At 70.3% G+C, this 17243-nt stretch carries 13 protein-coding genes and 1 tRNA gene; 4 read left to right on the top strand and 10 right to left on the bottom strand.

The genetic code is table 11. The features are described from left to right. The first annotated feature begins 57 nt into the window (after nucleotides 1-57). A complete protein-coding gene (locus LNW72_RS15765) occupies nucleotides 58-1539 on the top strand; it encodes a cellulose binding domain-containing protein (protein ID WP_250975999.1) in 1482 nt (493 codons plus the stop codon). Nucleotides 1540-1656: 117 nt separating this feature from the next. Here LNW72_RS15765 and LNW72_RS15760 read toward each other — a convergent pair whose 3' ends face one another. The 4 genes from LNW72_RS15760 to LNW72_RS15745 form a co-directional block, all read right to left on the bottom strand. Beyond that, complete coding sequence (locus LNW72_RS15760) at nucleotides 1657-3120, bottom strand: GH1 family beta-glucosidase (protein ID WP_250975998.1); 1464 nt, start codon at nucleotides 3118-3120, stop codon at nucleotides 1657-1659. A gap of 70 nt (nucleotides 3121-3190) precedes the next feature. Then, complete coding sequence (locus LNW72_RS15755; protein ID WP_250975997.1) at nucleotides 3191-4102, bottom strand: carbohydrate ABC transporter permease; 912 nt, start codon at nucleotides 4100-4102, stop codon at nucleotides 3191-3193. A 4-nt stretch (nucleotides 4103-4106) separates the two neighbouring features. Further along, nucleotides 4107-5126 (bottom strand): carbohydrate ABC transporter permease, encoded by a 1020-nt coding sequence (locus LNW72_RS15750; protein ID WP_250975996.1) that lies wholly within the window; start codon nucleotides 5124-5126, stop codon nucleotides 4107-4109. Nucleotides 5127-5255: 129 nt separating this feature from the next. Continuing rightward, nucleotides 5256-6602 (bottom strand): ABC transporter substrate-binding protein, encoded by a 1347-nt coding sequence (locus LNW72_RS15745; protein WP_250975995.1) that lies wholly within the window; start codon nucleotides 6600-6602, stop codon nucleotides 5256-5258. 272 nt (nucleotides 6603-6874) lie between these two features. Here LNW72_RS15745 and LNW72_RS15740 point away from each other — a divergent pair, with 272 nt between their 5' ends. Continuing rightward, nucleotides 6875-7933, top strand: coding sequence for a LacI family DNA-binding transcriptional regulator (locus tag LNW72_RS15740; protein WP_250975994.1), 1059 nt, complete (start codon nucleotides 6875-6877; stop codon nucleotides 7931-7933). 137 nt (nucleotides 7934-8070) lie between these two features. Here the strand turns inward: LNW72_RS15740 and LNW72_RS15735 are convergent. The 3 genes from LNW72_RS15735 to LNW72_RS15725 all read right to left on the bottom strand — a co-directional run bounded on the left by LNW72_RS15735 (nucleotide 8071) and on the right by LNW72_RS15725 (nucleotide 10102). Next, a tRNA-His gene (locus LNW72_RS15735) sits at nucleotides 8071-8143 on the bottom strand. 67 nt (nucleotides 8144-8210) lie between these two features. Then, the gene (gene orn / locus LNW72_RS15730; RefSeq protein ID WP_138355047.1) at nucleotides 8211-8813 is read right to left on the bottom strand and encodes an oligoribonuclease; all 603 of its coding nucleotides are present in this window, start codon (nucleotides 8811-8813) and stop codon (nucleotides 8211-8213) included. Between the two features lie 5 nt (nucleotides 8814-8818). Further along, nucleotides 8819-10102, bottom strand: a complete 1284-nt coding sequence (locus tag LNW72_RS15725) for a helix-turn-helix domain-containing protein (RefSeq protein ID WP_250980172.1) — start codon at nucleotides 10100-10102, stop codon at nucleotides 8819-8821. Nucleotides 10103-11131: 1029 nt separating this feature from the next. Here LNW72_RS15725 and LNW72_RS15720 point away from each other — a divergent pair. After that, nucleotides 11132-11653, top strand: coding sequence for a universal stress protein (locus LNW72_RS15720; protein WP_138355048.1), 522 nt, complete (start codon nucleotides 11132-11134; stop codon nucleotides 11651-11653). 265 nt (nucleotides 11654-11918) lie between these two features. Here the strand turns inward: LNW72_RS15720 and glmS are convergent, their stop codons facing one another. Then, complete coding sequence (gene glmS / locus LNW72_RS15715; RefSeq protein ID WP_250975993.1) at nucleotides 11919-13733, bottom strand: glutamine--fructose-6-phosphate transaminase (isomerizing); 1815 nt, start codon at nucleotides 13731-13733, stop codon at nucleotides 11919-11921. A 118-nt stretch (nucleotides 13734-13851) separates the two neighbouring features. Continuing rightward, nucleotides 13852-14127, bottom strand: coding sequence for a hypothetical protein (locus LNW72_RS15710; protein ID WP_250975992.1), 276 nt, complete (start codon nucleotides 14125-14127; stop codon nucleotides 13852-13854). 312 nt (nucleotides 14128-14439) lie between these two features. On the opposite strand from LNW72_RS15710, the gene LNW72_RS15705 reads away from it, so the two are divergent. Beyond that, nucleotides 14440-16002 carry a beta-N-acetylhexosaminidase gene (locus LNW72_RS15705; RefSeq protein ID WP_250980171.1) on the top strand — a complete coding sequence of 521 codons (1563 nt, stop codon included), beginning with the start codon at nucleotides 14440-14442 and terminating at the stop codon, nucleotides 16000-16002. A gap of 73 nt (nucleotides 16003-16075) precedes the next feature. Here LNW72_RS15705 and LNW72_RS15700 read toward each other — a convergent pair whose 3' ends face one another. Then, the gene (locus LNW72_RS15700) at nucleotides 16076-17242 is read right to left on the bottom strand and encodes an acyl-CoA dehydrogenase family protein (protein WP_250975991.1); all 1167 of its coding nucleotides are present in this window, start codon (nucleotides 17240-17242) and stop codon (nucleotides 16076-16078) included. Nucleotide 17243 lies beyond the last annotated feature (1 nt).

The raw sequence follows: 17243 nt of genomic DNA, 5'->3' as shown, positions 1-17243 counted from the left end.
CGTTCCGCCCGCGCTAGCGTCGTGCCGCACCCCGCCCCCCACGAAAGGCAGGCCGGTATGGCCAGCACGCATCGCCGTCGACCCGGGATCAAGACCAAGGCGATCGGCGGCCTCGTCGCCGCGGCTGTCGTGGTGGGAGGCGCCTTCGCGCTGGCCGGGTCAGCGAGTGCCGCCCCGGTCGGCGCCGCCTACACCAAGACGAGCGGCTGGACCGGTGGCTACACCGGGCAGTACGAGATCACGAACTCCTCGGACAAGGCGCTCGCCGGCTGGACCCTGTCGTTCGACCTGCCGGCCGGCACCACGCTCAGCTCGCTGTGGAACGGCAAGTTCACCGCGAACGGCCAGCACATCACCGTGAAGCCGGAGGGCTGGAACGCCACCGTGGCGCCCGGCGCGAAGGTCGACGTCGGCTTCGTGGCGGCGTCCGGCGGCACCGCCGCGGACCCGGTCAACTGCCTGATAAACGACGCCAAGTGTTCGGTGGACTCCGGCCCGACCGCCACCCCCAGCGGCCGTCCGACCGTGACCGCGAGCCCGACCGCCTCGCCCACCCCGACGAAGACCGCGTCGCCGACCCCCACCAAGACCAGCACGCCGACGCCGACCCCCACCCCCACCAAGACCGGCGGCACCACTCCGGTCGCCGGCGCGGGCTTCTCGCCGTACATCGACACCTCGCTGTACCCGGCCTTCGACATGGTCGGCTCCGCCAAGAGCACCGGCGTCAAGCAGTACAACCTCGCCTTCATCACCTCCGGCGGCGGCTGCACCCCCAAGTGGGGCGGGGTGACGGACCTCGGCTCCGACGCGGTGGCCGGCCAGATAGGCGCGCTGCGGGCGGCGGGCGGCGATGTCCGCGTCTCGTTCGGCGGGGCCTCCGGTTCCGAACTGGGCACGGCCTGCACCTCGGTCGGCGATCTGACGGCCGCGTACGGCAAGGCCGTCGACCAGTTCAAGCTGACGAAGGTCGACTTCGACATCGAGGGCGGCGCGCTCCCGGACACCGCGTCCAACAGCCGCCGCGCGCAGGCCATCGCAGCGCTCCAGAAGAGCCACAGCGGGCTGGACGTCTCGTACACCCTCCCCGCGATGCCGACCGGTCTGACGCAGGACGGCATCAACCTGCTGGCCGACGCCAAGAAGAACGGCGTGCGGATCTCGGCCGTCAACATCATGGCGATGGACTACGGGCCCGCGTTCAACGGCGACATGGGCCAGTACGCCATCGACGGCGCCACGGCGACGCAGGCGCAGGTCAAGAGCGTGCTCGGGCTGTCGGACGCGGCCGCCTGGAAGGCGGTGGCGGTCACCCCGATGATCGGTGTGAACGACGTCAACACCGAGATCTTCAAGGTCGACGACGCGACCCAGCTGGTGAACTTCGCCAAGTCCAAGGGCCTGGGCTGGCTGTCGATGTGGTCCTCGACCCGTGACAAGCAGTGCCCCGGAGGTGCGAAGAACTTCGCCGACGCGAGCTGCAGCTCGATCGTCCAGGGCGACCTCGCCTTCACCAAGGCGTTCGCCTCCTTCGGCTGATTCCACGGCCGGCCCCATGACGCAGCGGCCCATCGGCGGGGTTTCCCGCCGGTGGGCCGCTGCCCGCGTGAAGTGGTGTCGACGGCACCCTCGAACCCCCGCACCACCCCGCGTTCCTTACGGAGCGTCAGGCTCCGTGATCTCACCCGTGCGCGCCACCTGGGCGTACCAGTGGGCGCTGGACTTCGGGATCCGGGTCTGGGTGGCGTAGTCGACGTACACCGCGCCGAACCGCTTGCTGTAGCCGTAGGACCACTCGAAGTTGTCCATCAGCGACCACAGGAAGTAGCCGCGGACATCGGCGCCGTCGGCCATCGCCCGGTGCACGGCCGCGAGGTGACCGCGCAGGTAGTCGATCCGCCGCGGGTCGTTCACCGCGCCCTCGGGCGAGACGTAGTCGTCGAAGGCGGCGCCGTTCTCGGTGACCATCAGCGGCAGGCCGGGGTTCTCCTCGGCGGTGCGCCGCAGCAGGTCGTACAGCCCGCTGGCGTCGACCGCCCAGCTCATCGCCGTGGTCTCGCCGGGCGGGAGGTGGAAGGCGACCTGCTCCGAGCCGGGCCAGGGGGAGTGCGCGCTGGCGCCGTGGCCGTCGAAGCGGGCGGCCTCGGTCCCGTCGGGCGCGGTCCGCGGGCCCGAGACGACGGTGGGCGTGTAGTAGTTGATGCCCAGCAGGTCGATGGGGCGGGAGATCTCGGCGAGGTCGCCGTCCCGCACCAGGGACTGCCAGTCCACGACGTGCGCGGTGTCCTCCAGCAGGTCCGCCGGGTAGTCGCCGTGCAGGACCGGCCCGGTGAAGATCCGGTTGCCGACGGCGTCGATCCGGCGCGCGGCGTCCAGTGCCGCCGCCGACCCGTCGAGCGGGCGCACCTGGTGGAGGTTGAGGGTGATCGAGGTCCGCGCGGTGGCGGGGAGCGTGGAGCGCAGGACCCCGATCGCCCGGCCATGGGCGAGATTGAGATGGTGGGCCGCCTTCAGCGCGGCGTCCGGCTCGGTGCGGCCGGGGGCGTGCACACCGGATCCGTAGCCCAGGAACGCCGAGCACCACGGCTCGTTGAGGGTGGTCCAGTACGGAACGCGGTCGCCGAGCGCGCCCGCCATGATCGCGGCGAAGTCGGCGAACCGCTCGGCGGTGTCGCGTACGGTCCAGCCGCCGACCTCCTCCAGATCCTGCGGCAGGTCCCAGTGGTAGAGCGTCGCGACCGGGGTGATCCCCTTGCCCAGCAGCTCGTCGGCGAGCGCGCGGTAGAAGTCCAGGCCGCGCTGGACGGCGGGCCCCCGGCCGGTGGGCTGGACCCGTGACCAGGAGACGGAGAACCGGTACGCGCCCAGGCCGAGGTCGGACATCAGGGCGACGTCGTCGCGGAACCGGTGGTAGTGGTCGGCCGCGATGTCGCCGGTGTCGCCGTTGTGGACCCGGCCCGGAGTGTGGCTGAAGGTGTCCCAGATGGAGGGGGTGCGGCCGTCTTCGGCCACGGCGCCCTCGATCTGGTACGCGGCGGTGGCCGCGCCCCAGACGAAGCCGGGCGGGAAGCGGAGCAGACCGGTGGATGCGGTCTCGGTCTCGGGTCGGACAGCGGTCATACGGGGGCACTCCCAAAAGTGAGCATGACGGGGGTGGGGGCGTCGGCCTGCGCGAAGCGCTGCGAGCGGGTCAGCTCTTGACCGCGCCGGCGGTGATGCCGCCCACGATGTGTTTGCCGAGCAGCGCGAAGACCAGCAGCAGCGGCACGGTCGCGATCAGCGCGCCGGTCAGCACGACCGCGTGGTCGATGGTGTGGTCACCGGAACCGAGCCCGGCCAGCGCCACCTGCACGGTGGGGTTCTGTTGGTTCAGCGCGATGAACGGCCAGAAGAAGTCGTTCCAGGACTGGACGAAGACCAGCATCCCCAGCACCGCCATGGCCGGCCGCGCGATCGGGAAGACCACGTGCCAGACGATCCGCAGGCTGTGCGCCCCGTCCACCCGGGCCGCCTCGATCAGCTCGATCGGCAGCGCCTCGGCCAGGAACTGCCGCATGAAGAACACCCCGAACGCCGCCACCAGCGACGGCAGGATGACCGACTGCAGCCGGCCCACCCAGCCCAGATCGGTGATGATCTGGTAGAGCGGGATCACGCTGAGCTGCGGCGGGATCGTCATCGTCGCGACCACGAGGGTCAGCAGCCCGTTGCGGCCCCGGAAGCGCAGCTTCGCGAAGGCGAAGCCCGCCAGCGTGGCGAACAGCACCGTGCTGAGCGAGACGAACCCGGCCACGATGGTGGAGTTGACCAGCGCCTGGCCCATGTTGACCTGGTCCCAGGCGATCTTCAGGTTGTCGATCAGATGGCTGCCGGGCAGCAGCTCGGTCGGCGGCTGCACGATCTGGGTGTCGGTACTGGAGGCCGCGACCACGGTCCAGTACAGCGGGAAGAGCGAGACCAGCGCGGCGACCACCAGGACCACGTACGTGACGGGTCCCGCGTGGTCCTGCCGTCCGGCGCGGGCCGCGAAGCGCCGCGGTTTGGGCGGGGTGGGGGTGGGTTCCGACCGGTGCGCGGTCCGGTCCGCGACTGCGTGTGCCATGAGGTCAGCCCCCCAGCTTCCTGCGGTTGACCCGCGTGATGATCAGTTGGACGGCGCCCACGAGCAGCAGGATCAGGAGCATCACCCACGCGACGGCCGACGCCTGTCCGAGCGCCCCGTTCTGCCAGCCCTTCTCGTACATGTAGAGGCTGAGCGTCTGGTACTGGTGCGCCGATCCGCCGCTGACGCCCAACCCGCCGCCGAACAGCATCGGTTCGCCGAACAGCTGGGTCGCCCCGATCGTCGAGACGATGATCGTGAACAGGATCGTGGGACGGATCGAGGGGATGGTGACGCTGAGGAACTGCCGCCAGCGCGACGCCCCGTCGAGCGCGGCCGCCTCGTACAGATCGCCCGGCACGGCCTGCATCGCGGCCAGGTAGATCAGTGCGTTGTACCCCGTCCAGCGCCAGGTGACGATCGTCGAAATGGCGATCTGGGACGGCCACTTGTCGGCCTCCCACTGGATGTGGTGCACCCCGAAGTGGCCGAGCAGCTGGTTGACCATCCCGTAGTCGGGATTGAAGAGCTGGACGAAGACCAGCGAGGCCGCCGCGATCGACGTCGCGTACGGGGCCAGCACCGCGACCCGGAAGAACCCGCGCGCCCGGAGCTTGTAGTTGAGGAGATGGGCCAGGCCCAGCGCCATCAGCAGCTGCGGGACAGTGGAGATCACCCCCAGCGAGAACGTGTTGCGCAGCGCGTTCCAGAAGAACTCGCTGTCCCACAGCCGGGTGTAGTTGTCGAAGCCGCGCCACTGCGCGGTGCCGCCCAGTTCGACCTGGTGGAACGAGAGCCAGCCCGTGTAGATCAGCGGGAAGAGCCCGAAGGCGGCGAAGCAGACGAAGAAGGGGGCGATGTACGCGTACGGCGTCGCCTTGAGGTCCAGGCGGTACAGCCGCGAGCGCCAGGAGGGGCCGGCGGGGGTGCCGGGGGTGCCGGGGGTGCCCGGCGGTGCGGCGGCGGGGACGGGCCGGGCCGGCGGCGGACTGCCGTCGGCCGACGCCCTGACGGAGGTGGCCACGAGTGGCGTCCTTCCCGGTCGGGTCGGTCGGTCTCAGTCGGTCCCGGCCGGGACGAGGGGTCGCGGCCGGATCAGCGTCGTGGGGCGGGCCGCCCGGCAGGTGTGCGCACTGCCGGGCGGCCCCGCCGGCTACTGGTCGATCTTGTCCTTGACCAGCGCCTGCACGGTGGACCACGCCTTGTCCTTGGACGTGCCGTGCTGCTCGATGTCGAGCAGCCCGTTGTCGGTGATGTACGTCTTCACCTGGCCGTCGTAGCGGCCGATCGGCGCCGGTGTGACGCTCTTCGCGGTGGCCGTGTAGACCTTGCCGACCGGCGCGGTGCCGAAGTACGGGTTCGTCGCGCCCTGCACGGCCGGCGAGTCGAGGCCGGCCTTGGTGGACGGGATGTTGCCGTTCTTGGCGAACACCTTCGCCTGCTGCTCGGGTGCGGTCAGCCAGGCGGCCAGCGCGGTCGCCTCAGCGGTGTGCTTGCCCGCCTTGGGCACGGACAGGAACGCGCCGCCCCAGTTGCCGGACTCCGGCGCCGCGGCGATGTCCCACTTGGCCGCGTTGGCCGGGCCCGCCTGTTCCTTGATGATGCCGGTCATCCAGCTGGGGCAGGCGATGGTGGCGAACGTCGAGTTCTTGAACGCCGCGTTCCAGGTGCCCTTGTCGTCGAACTGCCGCAGCTTGGCGCTCAGGCCCTGCTGCGCCGACTCCACCGCCAGGTCCCACGCCTTCTTCACCCCCGGGCTGGTGTCGTAGATCAGCTTGCCCTGGTCGTCGGAGTACTGCTGCGCCTGGCTGGAGACCACCGCGTTGAAGACACCGCTGGCGGAGTCGGTGAAGGAGACCCCGGCCGGTGCCTTGGCCTTGAACTGCTTGCCGGTCTCGATGTACTTGGCCCAGTCGCCCGCCCACAGCGCGGCGACCGCCTCGCGGTCGGTCGGCAGACCGGCCTTCTGGAACAGGTCCTTGCGGTAGCAGACCGCCATCGGGCCGACGTCGGTGCCGAGCCCGATCACCTGGCCGCTCTTCGTGGTGGCCTGCTTCTCCTTCCAGTCCAGCCACTTGGTGGTGTCCACCCCGGCGGCCTTGCCCAGGTCGATGAACCGGTCCCCGAGCGTGGCGGTCGCCTCGGCGATGAAGCCGACCTCGATCGCCTGGACGTCGGCCAGGCCGCTGCCCTGCGACAGGTGCAGCTTCAGCGCGTCCCAGTACTTCTGGCCGTCGGCGACGTTGTCCTCGACGATCGTGATGTTCGGGTGCAGCTGGTGGTACTCCGAGAACAGGGCTGCGCCCGTCTTGTCGTCGTAGCCGAACGAGCCGAAGTCGCCGACGTGCAGCGTGATGTTCCCGGCCCCGGTGTTCCCTTTCTTCCCCGAGTCCGAGCCGCTGTCGCTGCTGCAGCCGGTGATCAGGGTCGCGCAGGTCGCGAGCCCCGCGACCGCTATCAGTGCGGTCCTGCGGGCGCGAGTGCCGCTGGAAGTGCGCATTCCACTCTCCTTGTCCAGGGTGGTTCTGGCGTGCGTGCTGGCTTCTGTTCCGACGTGCGGGTGTGCGACGAGGTGTGGGAGCGCTCCCACGAAGGCTTGCCGGAACAGTCCTGCCTCGGAGGGGGAAGTGTCAAGGCATGAAGTCGTTTTCGTTGCCGGAACGTGTCCGGACCGGACCTTCGATCACTTCTTGAACGAAACCGGCACCGCACGGCCGCTATCGTGAGAGATCGTGGGAGCGCTCTCACGCACGGTGCGTCCGAGCGCCTAGGATGGCGCGTCAGTCATGTCGGGAGGCGGAAGTGACCGTGAACGGTCGGCACAGCGGACGGCCCACGCTCGAAGAGGTCGCCGCACGCGCCGGGGTGGGCCGCGGCACGGTCTCCCGGGTCATCAACGGCTCCCCCCGGGTGAGCGACCGGGCCAAGGCCGCCGTCGAGGTCGCCATCGCCGAGCTGGGGTACGTCCCCAACCGCGCCGCCCGCGCCCTCGCGGGCAACCGGACGGACGCCATCGCGCTCGTCATCCCGGAACCCGAGACCCGGCTCTTCGCCGAGCCCTACTTCTCCGACATCATCCGCGGCGTCGGCGCCGAGCTCGCCGACACCGACATGCAGCTGCTGCTGACGCTGATCCGTACCCCCAAGGAACGCTCCCGCTTCGCCCAGTACCTCAGCGCCCACCGGGTCGACGGCGTCCTGCTCGTCTCCGTGCATGAGGACGACCCGCTGCCGGACCTGCTGGAACAGCTGGACATGCCCGCCGTCCTGAACGGCCGGCGCTCCGACCTGGAGTCCGTGTCCTACGTGGACTCCGACAACGTGGGCGGCGCCCGGTCCGCCGTCGGCTATCTGCTCGGCCGCGGCCGCCGCGTCGTCGCCACCATCACCGGCCCCGTCGACATGTACGTCGCCCGCTGCCGCCTCGACGGCTACCGCCAGGCCGTCGGCGCGGCGGGCCTGGGCGACGACGCCTCGCTCGTCGCCCGCGGCGACTTCACCGAGGAGGGCGGCCGGCGCGCGATGCGCGAACTGCTCGCCCGGCGGCCCGACGTGGACGCCGTCTTCGCGGCCTCCGACGTCATGGCCTCCGGCGCCCTCCAGGTCCTGCGGGAGGCCGGCCGGCGGGTCCCCGACGACGTGGCGCTCGTCGGCTTCGACGACTCCGTCATCGCCCGCCATATGGACCCCGCCCTCACGAGCGTCCGGCAGCCCATCGAGGAGATGGGCCGCACCATGGCCCGCGTCCTCCTGGAGGAGATCGCGGAACGCACCTCGGTGCGGCGGCATGTGGTGCTCGCCACGGAACTGGTGCGGCGGGACTCGGCGTAGCGAGGGTCGGCGTTCACCGGAAGGTGTGACGTCGGACACAGGGCGAACGGCGCCGCCCCGGCCCCCACCGGGCCCTCGGGACCCAGGACATGACGAAGACCCGGTCTGTTCTCACAGACCGGGCCTTCGTCGTTCAGGGTGAGTGACGGGACTTGAACCCGCGGCCACCTGGACCACAACCAGGTGCTCTACCAACTGAGCTACACCCACCATGTCCGGCGCTTCTCGGCGCCGACCTGAAGAAGCATACAGGGTCCGGGAGGGTGCTCGCCTCAGGCTATTCGGCGGCCAGGACGTGCTTGGCCGCGATGGCCCGGGCGGTGTCGGTGTCCGGGCCGGGCTGCGGCACGAAGACGGCCTCGCGGTAGTAGCGCAGCTCCGCGATGGACTCGCGGATGTCGGCCAGGGCGCGGTGGTTGCCGTTCTTCTCCGGGCTGTTGAAGTACGCCCGGGGGTACCACCGGCGGGACAGCTCCTTGATGGAGGAGACGTCCACGATCCGGTAGTGGAGGTGCTGTTCGAGAGCCGGCATGTCCCGGGCGAGGAAGCCGCGGTCCGTGCTGACCGAGTTTCCGCACAGCGGGGCCTTGCGCGGTTCCGAGACGTGCTCGCGCACGTAGTCGAGCACCAGCTTCTCGGCCTCCTCGAGCGTCACACCGCCCTCGAGCTCCTCCAGGAGCCCGGAGGCGGTGTGCATCTCGCGTACGACGTCGGGCATGGTCGTCAGGGACTCGGCGGGCGGGCGGATGACGATCTCCACCCCCTCGCCGAGAATGTTCAGCTCGGAGTCGGTGACCAGTGCGGCCACCTCTACGAGCGCGTCGTGGGCCAGGGACAGCCCGGTCATCTCGCAGTCGATCCACACCATGCGGTCGTTCATGGGTCTCACCCTAAGGGGCGATCGCGTGGACCAGGCATAGCCGGGTTGCGGCCGCGTGCGATGCGCTCCGCGCGCAGCCGCCCCCTGATGATGCCGTCGGAGCCGTCCATGCGGCTCTGCTCGGGCACCCGAGGGGCGTACACGTCGGAGTCGGGCTTGCCCGGCACCGTCAGGAGCTGTGGCGGCGTGCCCCGGCGGGGCGGCAGGTGCTCGGCCGGCGCGGGTGGCCGCTCCGGGTCGTCCTGCGGGCGCCGGGCCCGGTACGCGGCCCGGTAGGAGGCGGGCGACGACCCGAGCTGGCGGCGGAAGTGCCCGCGCAGCGCGACGGGGGAGCGGAAGCCGCAGCGGCCCGCCACCTCGTCCACCGAGAAGTCGGACGTCTCCAGCAGCCGCTGCGCCTGCAGCACCCGCTGAGTGATCAGCCACTGCAGCGGGGCACTGCCGGTGAGCGAGCGGAAGCGCCGGTCGAAGGTCCTGCGGCTCATATAGGCGCGAGCCGCCAGGGCCTCCACGTCGAACTGCTCGTGCAGATGCTCCAGCGCCCAGGCGACGACCTCGGCCAGCGGGTCACCGCCGATCTCTTCTGGTAATGACCTGTCGAGGTGGCGCTGGCTGGAGGGCCAGTCACTGCGGCGCGGCGGCACGACGAGCCGCCGGGCGAGCGCGTTCGCGGCCTCGGCGCCGTGGTCGGTGCGTACGACATGCAGGCAGAGGTCGATTCCGGCCGCGGTGCCGGCCGAGGTCAGTACATCTCCGTCGTCCACGAAAAGCTCCCGGGGGTCCACATGCACGGAGGGATAGCGCTTGGCCAAGGTGGGCGCGTACATCCAGTGGGTGGTCGCGGGGCGGCCGTCCAGAAGCCCCGCGGCGGCCAGTACGAACGCCCCTGTGCACAGGCCGATGATCCGGGCGCCCTCCTCGTGGGCCCGGCGCAGCGCGTCGAGGGCCTCGGGAGGTGGTGGTTGGGAGATCGAGCGCCAGGCGGGCACCACTACGGTGCCGGCCCGTGAGAGCGCTTCGAGTCCGTAGGGGGCGCTGAGTTCCAGGCCCCCGGTGGTGCGAAGTGGCCCGTCCTCGCCGGCGCAGACCAGCAGCCGGTAGCGGGGCACGCCCGCGTCCTGCCGGTCGATGCCGAACACGGAGAGCGGGATGGAACTTTCGAAGATCGGCCCGCCGCTGAACAGCAGCACGGCGACGACTTCGGCACGCCGCCGCGCGGACAGTTTGCGAGTGGCGCGGGACGACGCTGACGGTGCTGAGGATCCGGCTGATGGCGACAGGTTCTCCATCGCCGTACCGGTCCTGGACTCCTGGCTCATCATGGAGCTCAAGCCCCCCTCGATCGACGCGGCCCCTCGGTCCTGCACGTTTCCCCCGCCGTATTTCCCAAGATCGAATCTACTGTGTTTGGTGTGTCAGATGAGGCAGTTGTGAATACTTCACCACCTGGCGCTAAGTCGACTTGACCACGTGGCGTGAAGCATTCGATCACGAAGCGTTCCACTCACCGGGCCTGCTGGGAAGTACGCCTCTGGCTCCCGCGGTGGCCTACGACGCTCCTCGCGCCCCCTGGAGCCGTTTCATTGCAGGTGGCAGACGTGTCAGCAAGGCCTATTACCAACAGGGGTACTGCGGCCAGAAGTTGGCTGAAAAACATAGGCACCGATGTGCACGCCCCTGGACGGCGCCCCGGTGTGCGCCCCCTGGCCAGCCAACCGCCCCGGTGCGCCCCTCGCGGCCGTCGGCGTCGTCGGGGCGTTATCGGGCCATTTGCCGGTCCCGCTCCGAGCCCGTGTCTTGTTCACGCCGGTGCCGCGGGGAATTTGGTTTGCGCGGGGGGCGGTGTTCGTGCGGTGGCCTCCTGCCGGGCGTCCCGTGCAGGTCCGGGGTGCTCTCCGCATCGCACCCGGGTGCCTCCGGGGGAAGCCCTCGGATCGCTCCGGAAGACCCCTCGAGCCGTTCTGGAGCCGCCCTGGACCCGTTCTGGAGCCGGCCCGCCCGCGACGGCCGCTCCCGCCGCGCGGATTCGTCCGGCCGGATGACGGCGCGACGTTGCGCTCACGGCCGGGCTGCGGCATTCTCCTGGAAACTCCGGGTACGTAATGCCTGCGGAGGCTCGATGAGTCTGTGCAGGGATACGTCTCCGCCGTACTCTGGAGTCACAAGGATCGGAAGCCTCGAACTGGCCGAAACCGGTCAGCCTCGCGGCCCCCGTCAGGGTATTACCGAAGACGCAGCGAAGCTCGCTGTGACGACCGCAGCACCGCCGTTGTCCGCCGGTCGGCGTCTCCACGCCGCCCTTGTCGAGAAACCGCATCATGGCCGGTTATGAGCTCCCTGAGCCCGCTGAAGGCAAGCCGCTCGCCGAATCGGCGGCGCTCCCCGAAGCGGCCCCCGAGCTGCGCTCGTCCTGCGACCCGGCCTTCCGGCACGGTGTCGTGGTGGGATTCGACGGTTCGGTCTCCAGCGAGCGGGCACTCGCCTACTCGATCGGCATGGCCCGCCGCCTCGGCTCGGCGCTGATCATCGTCCACGTGGCCAACCGCCTCCCCGCCACGGTCTGGGCGGGCTGCGAACCACCGGTCTTCGTCGATGTCCCCGACCACAGAACCGAGGTCCTGGGGCTGGAACTCGCCTGTGCCGACCACCTCGCCGAAGTCCCCTGGATCCTCGTCGAACGCGGCGGCGACATCTGCCACGAACTGGAGGAGGTCGGCCGCGAGTACGAGGCCGACGCCATCGTCGTGGGCGGCACCCAGGGCATCATCGGCCGCATCTTCGGCTCGGTAGCGGGCCGCCTGGCCCGCCGGGCGCAACGCCCGGTCATCGTCATCCCGTAGAACCACCACGGACCCACGCGCCCCGCAAACGTCGCCGCAGCAGGCCCAAGCCCCGGACCCCGGCGGCGCTAGCGCGCCCGCATTCCCGCAGGTCAGAGGGGACGCAAGGGGGCCGGGGCCGCAGGGGTGGGGTTCCGAAATGCTGCCGGGCTATTTGTGGGCCGCTGGGGGCACCCCCGGCCGAAGGTTGGGGGACCGTAAATAGTCGATTTCGAAACCCACCCCGGAGGACCCGGCCCCCGGAACCACAAACCAACCCGCAGGCTTACTCCACCGTCACGGACTTCGCCAAGTTCCGCGGCTTGTCGATGTCCCGCCCCATCGCCTTCGCCGTGTGGTAAGCGAACAACTGCAGCGGAATCCCCATCAGGATCGGATCCAGCTCGACCTCGTTCTTCGGCACCACGATCGTGTGGTCCGCCTTCTCCTGCACCTGGTGCGCCACCGCCAGAATCCGCCCGCTCCGCGCCTTGATCTCCTCCAGCGCCGCCCGGTTCTTGTCCAGCAGATCGTCGTCCGGCACGATCGCCACCGTCGGCAGCGCCGGCTCGATCAGCGCCAGCGGACCGTGCTTCAACTCGGAGGCCGGGTACGCCTCCGCGTGGATGTAGCTGATCTCCTTGAGCTTCAACGAGGCCTCACGCGCCACCGGATAGCCCCGCACGCGCCCGATGAACATCATCGACTTGGCGCCCGCGTACTCGGCGGCCAGCTTCTCGATCTCCGCCTCGCCCTCCAGCATCTCGGCGATCTGCGCCGGCAGCTTCCGCAGCCCCGCGATGATCCGCTTGCCGTCCGCGACCGACAGGTCGCGGATCCGGCCCAGGTGCAGCGCGAGCAGCGCGAACGCGACCACGGTGTTGGTGAAGCACTTCGTGGAGACGACGCAGACCTCGGGGCCGGCGTGCACGTACACGCCGCCGTCCGTCTCGCGGGCGATCGCCGAGCCGACGACGTTCACCACGCCCAGGACGCGCGCGCCCTTGCGCTTGAGCTCCTGGACGGCGGCGAGCACGTCGTAGGTCTCGCCGGACTGGGAGACCGCGATGTAGAGGGTGTCGGGGTCGACGACCGGGTTCCGGTAGCGGAACTCGGAGGCGGGCTCGGCGTCCGAGGGGATGCGGGCCAGCTCCTCGATCATCTGCGCGCCGATCTGGCCCGCGTGGTACGACGTGCCGCAGCCGAGGATCTTGATCCGGCGGACGCTCCGCGCCTCGCGCGGGTCGAGGTTCAGACCGCCCAGGTGCACGGTGGAGAACCGGTCGTCGATACGGCCGCGCAGCACGCGGTCGACCGCGTCGGGCTGCTCGGAGATCTCCTTGTGCATGTACGTGTCGTGGCCGCCCATGTCGTACGACTCGGCCTCCCACTCCACGGTGGTCGGCGTGGCCGAGGTGCTGGAACCCTCGGTGGTGTACGTGCGGAAGTCGTCGGCCTTGAGGGTGGCCATCTCGCCGTCGTCGAGGGTGACGACCTGGCGGGTGTGGCTGACCAGCGCGGCGACGTCCGAGGCGACGAACATCTCCTTGTCGCCGATGCCGAGCACGACCGGCGAGCCGTTGCGGGCGACGACGATGCGGTCGGGGAAGTCCTGGTGCATGACGGCGATGCCGTAGGTGCCCTCGACGCGGCGCAGCGCTTCCTGGACCTTGGCCTCGAGGGTGTCGGCCTGCGAGCGGCCGATGAGGTGCACGACGACCTCGGAGTCGGTCTCGGAGGTGAACTCCACGCCGTCGGCGATCAGTTTGGCGCGCAGGTCGTCGGCGTTGTCGATGATGCCGTTGTGGACGAGGGCGACTTTGCCCTCCGCGTCAAGGTGGGGGTGCGCGTTCTCGTCGTTCGGAGCGCCGTGCGTGGCCCAGCGGGTGTGCGCGATACCGGTGGTGCCGGCGAAGCGCTTGGGGATGCGCGCCTCCAGCTCGCGGACCCGGCCCTTGGCCTTGACCGTCTTGAGGACCCCGGACTTGCCGGTGATGACGACGCCCGCCGAGTCGTAGCCCCGGTACTCCAGCCGCTGCAGGCCTTCCAGCAGCAGTGGAGCCACGTCGCGCTTACCGATGTATCCGACGATCCCGCACATATGGTCGTCCCTCTCCGTCGTAAGTCAGTAGTAGGTGGTGCCCGTTCCGCACGAGGGGCACCGGGTGCTTCCGGTGTGTCAGCCGGCGTCCGCCGAGGTGAGCCGGCGTCCGCCGGCGTCAGCCGTAGACGATGCGGCGCAGTTGCCGCAGGGAGAGCTCGGGAGGCGTCACCGCGCGGTACGGCAGCTCCTCGGTGATCCGCTCGAAGATCACCGCGTTGACCAGGCCCCTGGCCTGGAGCTCGCGGTGCCGGCGGCGGACGAACAGCTCGGTCGTCTCGTCGAAGTACGCCAGCACGTCCTGGATCACCCGGACCGCCTCACCGCGGTGCAGCGGTGTGGTGCGGACCAGGTGGTCGACAAGGTCCTCATGGGACGTCTGGCGTTCGGGCATCCGTCGATACTGGTGTGATCATCGCCCGTTTGCAAGAATCCTGCCCGATTTCGGGCAGGAGGTGGATCGGGGTGAGCCAAAAGTGTGGGGAATTGGTCTACACCTTGACCGCTCGGGGGGTGCAGGGTACCCAGAGGGCATCGGTACTCTCCGCCGCCCGCCGAAGGGAATCCCCCTGTGAGACGACCCAGCGTCCGGAACCACCTGCCCCAGGTCCTCTGCTCGCTGCTGCTGATCACCGGCGCCGCCTGCGCTTCGGCCCCGACCGCGCCGGCCGCTTCGGCCGCCGGAGCCGACGCCGAGGCGACCGTCATGGAGCGGGTCGTCCCCGCCCCGGCCTCCGTACAGTCCGGCGGCGCCTCCTACGCCATCGGTGCCGGCACCCGCATCCACGTGCCCGGGAACTCCGACGAGGTGCGGAAGGTCGGCGACTACCTCGCGGCCGTGCTGCGGCCGTCCACCGGATACCCGCTGCCCGTCGTCGCGGACGACGGAGGCGGCGACGGCATCGTGCTCAAGCTGGGAGCGACGATCAGTGGTGCGGGCAGCGACAAGGCCGCCGGCGCCGGGACGGCCGATCCCAAGGCGGACGGCGCCGGGGCGCCCCGCGACACGGCCGTGGCACTCGGAGCGGAGGGGTACCGGCTCGTCGTCTCCGGGCAGTCGGTGACCATCGGCGCCGAGCAGGCCGCCGGGCTGTTCCACGGCGTGCAGACGCTGCGCCAGCTGCTCCCCGCCACGATCGAGAAGCGCACCGCGCAGAGCGGCCCCTGGAAGGTGCCGGGCGGCACCATCACCGACGCACCGCGCTACGCCTACCGCGGCGGCATGCTCGACGTGTCGCGGCACTTCTTCTCCGTCGCCCAGGTCGAGCGGTACATCGACCAGCTCGCCCTCTACAAGATCAACCAGTTGCATCTGCATCTGTCGGACGACCAGGGGTGGCGGATCGCCATCGACTCCTGGCCGCGGCTGGCCGCCTACGGCGGCAGCACCCAGGTCGGCGGGGGACCCGGCGGCTCGTACTCGAAGGCCGACTACCGCGAGATCGTGCGCTACGCCGCCAGCCGCTATCTGACGGTGGTGCCCGAGATCGACATGCCCGGCCACACCAACGCGGCCCTCGCCTCCTACGCGGAGCTGAACTGCAACGGCATCGCCCCGCCGCTCTACACGGGCACCAGTGTCGGCTTCAGTTCGCTGTGCGTCGCCAAGGACGTCACCTACCGGTTCGCGGACCAGGTGCTGGGGGAGCTGGCAGCCCTCACCCCGGGCCCGTATCTGCACATCGGCGGTGACGAGGCGCACTCCACCAGCCACGCCGACTACGTGACGTTCATGGACAAGGTCCAGCCGCTCGTCACCAAGTACGGGAAGACCGTGATCGGCTGGCACCAGCTGGCGGGCGCGCACCCGGTCGCCGGGGCCGTCGGCCAGTACTGGGGCACGAACGGCGGCGAGAAGGAGGTCGCGGACGCGGCCAAGGCCGGAATGCGGCTGATCCTCTCGCCCGCCAACCGCGCCTATCTGGACATGAAGTACAACGCCTCCACCCCGCTCGGCCAGAACTGGGCCGGCTTCGTCGAGGTGAAGGACTCCTACAACTGGGACCCCGCCACCTTCATCAAGGGCGCACCCGCCGCCGCCGTCCTCGGCGTGGAGGCGCCGCTGTGGACGGAGACCATTGTGACCAGCGCGGACGCCGACTACATGACCTTCCCGAGACTGCCGGGAATCGCCGAGATCGGGTGGTCCCCGGCGGCCACCCACCAGTGGGATGCCTACAAGGTGCGGCTCGCCGCCCAGGGCCCGCGCTGGACGGCCCTGGGCATCGGCTACTACCGCTCGCCCCAGGTCCCCTGGCCGAGCGGCTGACAGCCGGCCGGCGGCGGACGGTCCTCGGGACCGACCGCCGCCGGGCCCGCCGGCCGCCGATCGACCCGCCGCGTCAGCCCGAGAGCCCCAGCTCGCGGGCGATCAGCATCCGCTGGACCTCGCTGGTGCCCTCGCCGATCTCCAGGATCTTGGAGTCCCGCCACATACGGGCCACCGGGTACTCGTTCATGAAGCCGTATCCGCCGTGGATCTGGGTGGCCTCACGGGCGTTGTCGACGGCGACCGTCGAGGAGTAGAGCTTGGCGATCGCCGCCTCCTTCTTGAACGGCTCGCCGTTCACCAGCCGGGAGGCCGCGTCGCGCCAGCCGATACGGGCCATGTGGGCGCGCATCTCCATGTCGGCCAGCTTGAACTGGATCGCCTGGTTGGCGCCGATCGGCCGGCCGAACGCCTCCCGGGTCTTCGCGTACGCCAGGGACTCGTCGACGCAGCCCTGGGCCAGCCCGGTGGCCAGCGCCGAGATCGCGATCCGGCCCTCGTCGAGGATCCGCAGGAACTGCGCGTAGCCGCGGCCCTCCTCGCCGAGCAGGTTCGCGGCCGGGACCCGGCAGTCGGAGAACGACAGCTCACGGGTGTCCGAGGCGTTCCAGCCGACCTTGGAGTACGGGGCCGCGACACCGAAGCCCGGCGTGCCCGAGGGCACGATGATCGACGAGATCAGCGGCCGTCCGTCGTCCTTGCGGCCGGTGACGGCGGTGACCGTGACCAGACCCGTGATGTCCGTACCGGAGTTGGTGATGAAGCACTTGGTGCCGTTGATCACCCATTCGTTCGTCGCCTCGTCCAGCCGGGCGGTGGTGCGGGTGCCGCCGGCGTCGGAACCGCACTCGGGCTCGGTCAGCCCGAACGCGCCCAGGATCTCCCCGGAACACATCCGCGGCAGCCACTCGCGCTTCTGCTCCTCGGTGCCGAAGCGGAAGACCGGCATCGCGCCCAGGGAGACGCCCGCTTCGAGGGTGATGGCGACGGACGAGTCCACCCGCGCGAGTTCCTCGAGCACGATGCCGAGGGCGAGGTAGTCGCCGCCCATGCCGCCGTACTCCTCGGGGAAGGGCAGACCGAACAGGCCCATCCGGCCCATCTCACGGATGATCTCGTACGGGAACTCGTGGTTCTCGTAGAACTCCCCGATCTTCGGCGCGATCACGTCGTGCGCGAACGCCTCGACGGTGCGGCGCAGTTCCTCGTGCTCGGGGGCGAGGCGGTGGTCGATCGACATG

It is taken from the genome of Streptomyces sp. RKAG293 (assembly GCF_023701745.1).
Taxonomy (GTDB): Bacteria; Actinomycetota; Actinomycetes; order Streptomycetales; family Streptomycetaceae; genus Actinacidiphila.
Note: the sequence above shows the minus strand (reverse complement) of the source record. Positions and strands in the feature narration are given on the sequence as shown.

Bases quoted from the DNA above. Each gene is read 5' to 3' on its own strand.
- LNW72_RS15765 (WP_250975999.1), top strand. From the start codon at position 58: ATGGCCAGCACGCATCGCCGTCGACCCGGGATCAAGACCAAGGCGATC.
- LNW72_RS15760 (WP_250975998.1), bottom strand. From the start codon at position 3,120: ATGACCGCTGTCCGACCCGAGACCGAGACCGCATCCACCGGTCTGCTC.
- LNW72_RS15755 (WP_250975997.1), bottom strand. From the start codon at position 4,102: ATGGCACACGCAGTCGCGGACCGGACCGCGCACCGGTCGGAACCCACC.
- LNW72_RS15745 (WP_250975995.1), bottom strand. From the start codon at position 6,602: ATGCGCACTTCCAGCGGCACTCGCGCCCGCAGGACCGCACTGATAGCG.
- LNW72_RS15740 (WP_250975994.1), top strand. From the start codon at position 6,875: ATGGCGCGTCAGTCATGTCGGGAGGCGGAAGTGACCGTGAACGGTCGG.
- orn (WP_138355047.1), bottom strand. From the start codon at position 8,813: ATGAACGACCGCATGGTGTGGATCGACTGCGAGATGACCGGGCTGTCC.
- LNW72_RS15725 (WP_250980172.1), bottom strand. From the start codon at position 10,102: ATGGAGAACCTGTCGCCATCAGCCGGATCCTCAGCACCGTCAGCGTCG.
- LNW72_RS15720 (WP_138355048.1), top strand. From the start codon at position 11,132: ATGGCCGGTTATGAGCTCCCTGAGCCCGCTGAAGGCAAGCCGCTCGCC.
- glmS (WP_250975993.1), bottom strand. From the start codon at position 13,733: ATGTGCGGGATCGTCGGATACATCGGTAAGCGCGACGTGGCTCCACTG.
- LNW72_RS15710 (WP_250975992.1), bottom strand. From the start codon at position 14,127: ATGCCCGAACGCCAGACGTCCCATGAGGACCTTGTCGACCACCTGGTC.
- LNW72_RS15705 (WP_250980171.1), top strand. From the start codon at position 14,440: ATGGAGCGGGTCGTCCCCGCCCCGGCCTCCGTACAGTCCGGCGGCGCC.
- LNW72_RS15700 (WP_250975991.1), bottom strand. From the start codon at position 17,242: ATGTCGATCGACCACCGCCTCGCCCCCGAGCACGAGGAACTGCGCCGC.